Here is a 7,218-nt window from a genome sequence, read left to right as displayed (position 1 = left end):
GCATTAGTTTCTTCGGTTAAACCTCTCACTACTTCAACATCAGTTAATTCTCCTGTTTGTTCTACAATAAAAGATAAAAAAACCTTGCCTTGGGTTTTATTCTTTTTTGCAGCTTCAGGAAATTTTATATTCTTCCCTAAATATTGATAGAAGTTTTTCATGCCTCCAGGATAGTCTGGAACTTTATCCACAGCTGTAAAATCAAAAACTTTTTGAGCTTTGCTCTCCATACTTGTTAACATCATCATGATAACTAATACAGGTAATACAATTAATTTTTTCATTTTTTTAGGTTTAATTTTATAAGATATAGTTATTAGTAAATTAAATTTTGGGCAAAAAAATCTAATGCTCTTCATTTTTCAATGAGAGAAGTAGGCAAATAGCAAAAGGTTTGAAATTAATTTAGGATGATAAAAACTTAGTTCTTATCTATATCGTTTTCTAATTTGGGTATAGGTTTGGGAACCTTCTTAGTTGTTACAATTATTACTCCGTTTAGCGCCCCCTGAACGCCATAAAGAGCTGTAGAACTTTCTTTTTTTAAAACGGTAATAGATTCAATCAGTTCGGGGTTTAACAAGGTAACTGCATCTTTCCCAACCTTATCTCCATTGAGTACATAAACAGGCTCTTTTGCATTGAATTGAGAATTATTTAATCCACGAAATATGATTTGTGATTGCACGGTAGCCTTTGTAGAATCTTTTTGGTTTGAAATTTCGGGTAGTAGTTTAATGCTTCTCACTGAACCCAAATTATTATCTAAATGCAGATCTGCAAGTTTAGTTTTAAGCTCTAGATTACTCAAATTGCCTTTACCTAGCTTTGTTGTAATTAAAATAGCACCTTCCAAAGCCTCAACACCATATAACTTAATTGCCTCTTCGCCTTTTAGAATATAAATTTCTTGAATATTCTCAGGTTTCAGCCTTGATATTTTAAAATCTGAATAAGCGCTTTGCTTAATGCCATCTACAATATAAACAGGTTTTTTTACACCAATTATTTTTATTGCTGAGAACTCATTACTCAAGCTATCTGGATTTTGAGCCTTCGCATTAGCGAGAGCGCTAATTATAAATGCGGATACAATGAATAATTTTCTCATAATTATTTCTTTAGAATCTTGGTTTTGTTACTTGATTTGATGATTTATCGATGGTTAACTCTGAATCATCAAGGTTTCTGAAAATCGAGCCTTTAGCTGCTTTTGATGTAATTAAAATCACGCCATTTAATGCTCTGCTTCCGTATAATGAAGTGGCGCTTGCATCTTTTAAAACAGATATAGACTCAATAGTTTCTGGTTTGATAAACTTTAAAGCATCTTTACCTTGTATAACACCATCCAAAATAATTAATGGGTTTTTTGCTCCATTCAAATTATTGATTCCGTTAAGCGATATTTTCGTCGTGTTTGATAAATTTACAGGACTTGTTATGTTTGTTTTAGGAGCGTTATCTAAAGTAAAATTAACTTGAATGTTATACTTGACCCTTACTGGACGGCCATTTTGAATCCCTGGGTTCCATTTAGGGCTTTCTTTTATTACCCTCAATGCTTCTTCATCCAAACCACTTCCTAAGCCACGAATAACTTGAATATCGCTAAGTTCTCCATCTCTTTCTACAGTAAAACATAGAAATACTTTACCCTGTACATTATTGTCTTGTGCAGTAATTGGATATTTAATGTTTTTTCCAAGGTACTCATAGAATTTTTTCATGCCTCCGGGAAAGTCTGGAACTTTCTCTATGCTTACAAAGTCATAAATCTTTTCGGATTTATCATTTGAAGCGTAGGCAGAAGAAGGCGCATTGCCCAGAACGGTTAGCTGAGAAAGATTTTTGTAGCCTTTTGGTACCGGAGGATTCTCATTTTTAATTTCTGATTCTGCATCTTCAAGTCTGAAAGCTACATTTAATGCATATTTTCCGTTTTCTACATTTTTAAATCCCTTATAAGCCAAAATTGATTTCATCACTTCTTCATCGCAACCATTACCTAAATCTTCGTCGGTACTTAAATCGCTAACCTTTCCGTTCTTTAAAGTAAATTTAACTAGCGCATTGCCTTGCACTGCATTTTCTTGCGCATCTCTAGGATACATTATGTTTTTACTTACAAAGCCGTAGAAATCTTTCCAGTTAGGTTTAATGTTAGTGTTTTTGGTTAAAACAGAATCTTTGGCTTCAGTTGCATAAGTAAATTCTATTGGCTTGGTAACCATTTCTTCAACTAATTTTATCGGCTTTTCTAATGGGATTTGGTCTGCAAAAACTAATAATTTTTTATTTTTCCGTACTGTAGCAGAAGAGAATACTATGAAAATGGCAAACAGCGGTATAGATATTCCATATTTAATTATTGCAGCTTTCTTTGAACGTTCTTTATGAAGCATATAAATTCTTTTCTTTATTAGAGACTTTTCAAAGAAATTACTGGTTAAAGTGTTCGGACTGATACCAAAGGATTTGCTTAAAATTAATAAAGCATACTCTGCTTTGTCTCCCTGAAAATTAGCTGCATGCTCATCTGCTAAAAATTCGTGTATGTTTTTAATCGCTTTTTTATACAGATAGATTACTGGATTTAACCAAGTAATAATGCCAATTATCTCAAAAAATAAAATATCTAATGTATGTAGCTGCTTAACATGTGCTTCCTCGTGTATGTCGATTACGTCGAGTCTTGGCAGCTCTAAATCAATAACCTTTGTTCCAAAGAAAGAAAAAGCAGAGCCAGATTTGGCTGTTTTTATAAGTTTATTTACTGCTAAAAGATTATATATTAATCGGCCAAGAAAGAATAAAATTCCGGAGCAATAAATGTAAACGATTAAGTTTCCCCAATTAAATCCTTCTTGCACATCTGTTACAATTGTGGCTTGTTGCAATACAGCATCCCATTTAACCGTAGTATAAACTTGCTGTGCTGCTTTTTGTTCAGTAAGCCATTCTAATCGTATAAATGGAATAACAAGAGATAAAAAACCTGCGCTAACCAAGTAAATACGATTTAAAGTAAAGTAGGTTTCTTTATCTAACAGTAATTTATAGAAACAATAAAAAACGATTAAATATAAGTTTACCTGCAGAAGGTAATGGGCAAAACTCATCTTGGTTTGTGTTTAATTTTATTAATCATTTTTAAAATTTCATCCACATCACTTAAATCCAATTTCTCTTCTTTTACAAAAAATGAGAACATACTCTCTACCGAGTTTTCGAAATAGTTGCCCAGTAATTTTTCGGTTGCATGGCGTTTATATTCTTCTTTACTTATTAAGGGATGATATTGGTGCGCTTTGCCAAATGCTTCGTGACCAATAAATCCTTTAGTTTCAAGAATTCTAATAATTGTTGATACCGTGTTATAGGCCGGTTTAGGGATAGGTAATTCTTCGATTACCTCTTTAACAAATGCTTTTTCCAATTGCCATAAAACTTGCATTATCTGCTCTTCGGCTTTGGTTAAATCTTTAATATCCATTTTATTTTTTTGATTATAGGAGTAGGCGTGATATGCCTGTGATATTAAAGTTAAAACTAATTAATTAGTTTTACAAATGTTTCGACAAAAATTTAGATATTATTTTCTAAATTTTTATAAGATTATGCTTAATTCCATAAACAACTAGGCCAGTTCTTGTTTTTATGTTAAGCTTTGCAAATAATGATTCTCGATAATTATCAACCGTTCTAGGGCTAATATTCATCAAATCGGCAATTTCCCTGTAGGTAAGTTCTGTACTGCAGTATTGCAAAAAAGTATGTTCTTTCTCCGTAATTAATGGTTTTGGTTCATCTTGTTTCAAAGAAAATAATAACCTGCCAGAAACCATGTCGTTTATGAAGAAACCTTTTTCAATGGTTGTTCTTATTGCAATAACCAAATCTGATGGTGTAGATTCTTTCAGCATGTAACCACCGGCACCAGCTTTTAACATGCCAATAATAGCTTTTTCATCTTCAAACATGCTTAGCGCTAATACATTTATTTCAGGATACTCCTTTTTTATAAATTGTGTTGCTGCATACCCATCCATAAGTGGCATATTTATATCCATTAATATTAGCTCTACATTCGGATGATTCTTTATCTGTTTCTGCATGTCAATCCCGTTTGTAGCTTGAAAAAGAACATTTATTTCCTCAAATTCGGATAATAAATTCGCCAAACCCGAACGGAAAAGTGTATGGTCATCAACAATGCCGATAGATAGTGATTTTGTTTGCATAATTTAAGGATAAGGAATTTCTATAAAAATGGATGTACCTTTTTCAATGGTCGAATTTACATCAATTTTCCCCTTAATCATTTCAATTCTTTTCTGTACCGATGAAAGTCCCATCCCGCTTTTTTTATTTTTAGCTTCATCATAATCGAAGCCGACACCATTTTCTTTTACAGTTAAGAGCAAAGTATCATTCTTTAGACAAGTGTCTATTTGTATGGATGTTGCCTGAGCATGCTTTATAATATTATTAATTATCTCTTGCAATAACCTCAAGATGATTAAATCCTTATCTGGAGAAGAAATCTTAATATCGAGTAAATCATTATTGATACTTAATTTATAACCACCAACTCTCTTTAGCCAGTTAATTTCCTGTTCTATAGCATTGCCTATACCCGATTCTACGATTTGTTCACCATGTAGAATCTTGGCTAATTCTCTAATTTCTTTAATAGATTTATTTACCAAAGAAAGCGAATTGTTAACTTTTTCGGTTACTTTTTCATTCTCAGGGATTTTGATGGAGTTTAGTGTAAGAGTGGTTAGACTCAGCAATTGGCCTATGTTATCATGTAATTCTGTGGCGATGGTTTGCATGGTTTGCTCCTGAACTTCTATGTGAGTTTTTAAAATTTCAGAATCAAACTTTTGCTGCATATTTTGTTTCTCCGCAATGTGGTTTTTCTTGTGGCGATTGTACGATCGGATGTACATCAATAAAAATATTGGCATCAAAAGAAAAACTAATGATGCTAATATAATTAAAGAGATAATTTGCGTTGGCGAGTTCTGCATATAAATGAATAAGACCAAAAACCGTATAAAAAGGCGTTAAGTGTAGTGTATATTATGGTTCTTGCATTTAAGTCCCTGAAAAATTTCATCTGAATAATGTCATCAAAGAAATTAGCTAAAGTACCCCCGAAGTAAAAAATTAAAACACCACCTATCCACCAAAATGCTGGATGAAATTTTAAATCGATAAAAGATTCGTCTTTCAGTAATACATAAAAATAAAGTAAGCTAAATACCACAAAAAACACAGACATGATACTTACGGTGAGGCTATTATATGTATGTATGCCATGATCATAAATACAAAATGCGCTTATTGTAAGAATAATACAATAGACTGCAAGAATCCAATAAACTATATTTTTTATATATTCTCTCAAAAAATAATACAACCCATAACTTACATACGTTGCTTCTAAAAGCATGTAGATATTATAAATCGTCACATTATGATGGTGGTAAACTTTAGAAATAATACCAGCGGTGGTTTCTGTTAAACAAACTATTAAAATATAAACTAATGAAATACGCCAAAACGTTGCTTTATCTTTTATTAAAAAAAAAATGCCAAACAGGAGGCATAAATATTCTATTAAGTTACTTGTGGATATTAAGTGCATTTAGATTTATAAAAAAAATATATTAACTATAACTGCTTAATTACTCAAGGTTACATTAATTCACTGTCATCATCACAGTCGGTCGGGCATAAATTGCCTCTATCATCCGGGTCTGTAGGAGAAGGTGAACTGCTTAGTTTTTTCATTGCAATTTTATCATGATGCCCCTGAGACACTTTATCTACAAAGTAATCTGTTCTTGGTTTGTTATCAATAACTTTTGTAACTACAAAAAGTGTGGTATTCATATTTGCATAGGTGTGAGGAATTTGATCTCCATAGCCTAATTTATTAATTGCATCAATTATTTCGTCAGTATATCTGCCAAAATAAATTCTAACACCGTCTCCGTCAAATTTGGCAACTTTTTCTGCTAATTGTTTAATTTGCTGCGCAGGAAACCAGGTAGCCTCGGTAAAAGTACCTTTATCTGCTTTTTGACTTTCTCTAAAAGCAGCCGTCATTTTTTTTGCAATGTCTACGGGGATGGTATTATCTTTTCCATCCTTTCCGCGTGGTGTTTTTATCATAATTCGTTTGGCTATATATTCTTATAAAATTGGTTATAAATACGCAAATTACCAACCGCAAAATCCCCCTATTCAATACCGTAAAAACACCCTATTAAAAAGGGTGTTTAATGCCAGAAATCAACAGTGTATCTAATTAGATTTGACTGAAGCAAAAGCAGCTATAAAATGATTCTGGTGTTTTGGGTAGTTTGAATTTAGATGGATTATCACTTAATAGGCTTGTGGAAAATAATCTACTATTATGATAATTATTAAAGAAGTAAACTTTAGCTACCATAAGAAAGAAATTTTAGAACTTCGTAAAGCTGTTTGGGAACAGAATAATCCTCATCCGGCAAAAGAAGATTTAATAACTTGTTTTTATGATGAGTATGATGAATACGCCTTTCATTGGGCAGCCTTTGATGAGAAAAATAATATTGTTGCATCTGCACGACTCTCAAAACATAATAGTTTAGACAGCTTGTCAGGACACAAATTAAATGATGATGCAGATGTAGCCAATATAGATTTTCCTATTGCATCTTTAAGCAGGTTGGTTATTCATAAATCTTTTCATGGGCGAGGTTTGTGTGAAAGGCTGGATAAAGAAAGGATAGTTAAAGCTGAGCAATTAAAATGTAATTCTGTTTGTATTATTACATACGGGCAAAGAACAAAGAAAATCATGGACGATGGTTTCGAGGCTTTTCATTCTTCGATATTAACCAATGTTTTCAAAACAGAGATAGAAAATAAGCGGTTTTTACCTTTGGCTTTTTACTACAAAGGAATTACCTCGATAGAAACCATATAGTTTATGATTATAAAATATTAGCTCTCTAAATTACATTGATATCTGTAAAAACAGAATCGATTCTCTCAATTTTTAGTTATAGTTAGGGTTATGAAAAACAATCCGAAAAAAGGTCTCCGGTTACGGGAGGGCACTGAAAAAGTCCACCCATAAAATTGTTTAAAAAAGGGAGTTAGAAACTATGTTTTCTGCTCCCTTTTTTGTATTTTAAAGGTATATTATAATACTCT

At 32.2% G+C, this 7,218-nt stretch carries 9 protein-coding genes; 1 reads left to right on the top strand and 8 read right to left on the bottom strand.

What is annotated here, in order from left to right; all coding sequences use genetic code 11:
* The 8 genes from ACFOUY_RS09285 to ACFOUY_RS09250 form a co-directional block, all read right to left on the bottom strand.
* On the bottom strand, positions 1 to 284 hold a 284-nt coding region (locus tag ACFOUY_RS09285), incomplete at its 3' end, for an energy transducer TonB (RefSeq protein ID WP_378960229.1).
* A 137-nt stretch (positions 285 to 421) separates the two neighbouring features.
* Positions 422 to 1,111, bottom strand: coding sequence for a TonB-dependent receptor plug domain-containing protein (locus ACFOUY_RS09280; RefSeq protein ID WP_378960228.1), 690 nt, complete (start codon positions 1,109 to 1,111; stop codon positions 422 to 424).
* A 10-nt stretch (positions 1,112 to 1,121) separates the two neighbouring features.
* A complete protein-coding gene (locus ACFOUY_RS09275) occupies positions 1,122 to 3,122 on the bottom strand; it encodes a TonB family protein (RefSeq protein WP_378960227.1) in 2,001 nt (666 codons plus the stop codon).
* On the bottom strand, positions 3,119 to 3,496 hold the full coding sequence (locus tag ACFOUY_RS09270; protein WP_378960226.1) for a BlaI/MecI/CopY family transcriptional regulator: 378 nt from the start codon (positions 3,494 to 3,496) through the stop codon (positions 3,119 to 3,121). Before ACFOUY_RS09270 ends, ACFOUY_RS09275 begins: the two co-directional genes overlap by 4 nt.
* A 106-nt stretch (positions 3,497 to 3,602) precedes the next feature.
* Complete coding sequence (locus tag ACFOUY_RS09265) at positions 3,603 to 4,244, bottom strand: response regulator (RefSeq protein ID WP_378960225.1); 642 nt, start codon at positions 4,242 to 4,244, stop codon at positions 3,603 to 3,605.
* Positions 4,245 to 4,247: 3 nt separating this feature from the next.
* Complete coding sequence (locus ACFOUY_RS09260) at positions 4,248 to 4,958, bottom strand: sensor histidine kinase (RefSeq protein ID WP_378960224.1); 711 nt, start codon at positions 4,956 to 4,958, stop codon at positions 4,248 to 4,250.
* Positions 4,959 to 5,005: 47 nt separating this feature from the next.
* The gene (locus tag ACFOUY_RS09255) at positions 5,006 to 5,659 is read right to left on the bottom strand and encodes a hypothetical protein (RefSeq protein ID WP_378960223.1); all 654 of its coding nucleotides are present in this window, start codon (positions 5,657 to 5,659) and stop codon (positions 5,006 to 5,008) included.
* Between the two features lie 50 nt (positions 5,660 to 5,709).
* Entirely contained in the window at positions 5,710 to 6,189 is a 480-nt protein-coding gene (locus ACFOUY_RS09250) for a hypothetical protein (protein ID WP_378960222.1), read from the bottom strand.
* A 244-nt stretch (positions 6,190 to 6,433) separates the two neighbouring features.
* Between ACFOUY_RS09250 and ACFOUY_RS09245 the strand changes: the two genes are divergently transcribed.
* The gene (locus tag ACFOUY_RS09245) at positions 6,434 to 6,988 is read left to right on the top strand and encodes a GNAT family N-acetyltransferase (protein WP_378960221.1); all 555 of its coding nucleotides are present in this window, start codon (positions 6,434 to 6,436) and stop codon (positions 6,986 to 6,988) included.
* The last annotated feature ends 230 nt before the right edge of the window (positions 6,989 to 7,218 follow it).

This window comes from Pedobacter jamesrossensis, from assembly GCF_042650905.1.
Taxonomy (GTDB): Bacteria; Bacteroidota; Bacteroidia; order Sphingobacteriales; family Sphingobacteriaceae; genus Pedobacter; species Pedobacter jamesrossensis.
This window is presented reverse-complemented; position numbering and strand designations above follow the sequence as displayed.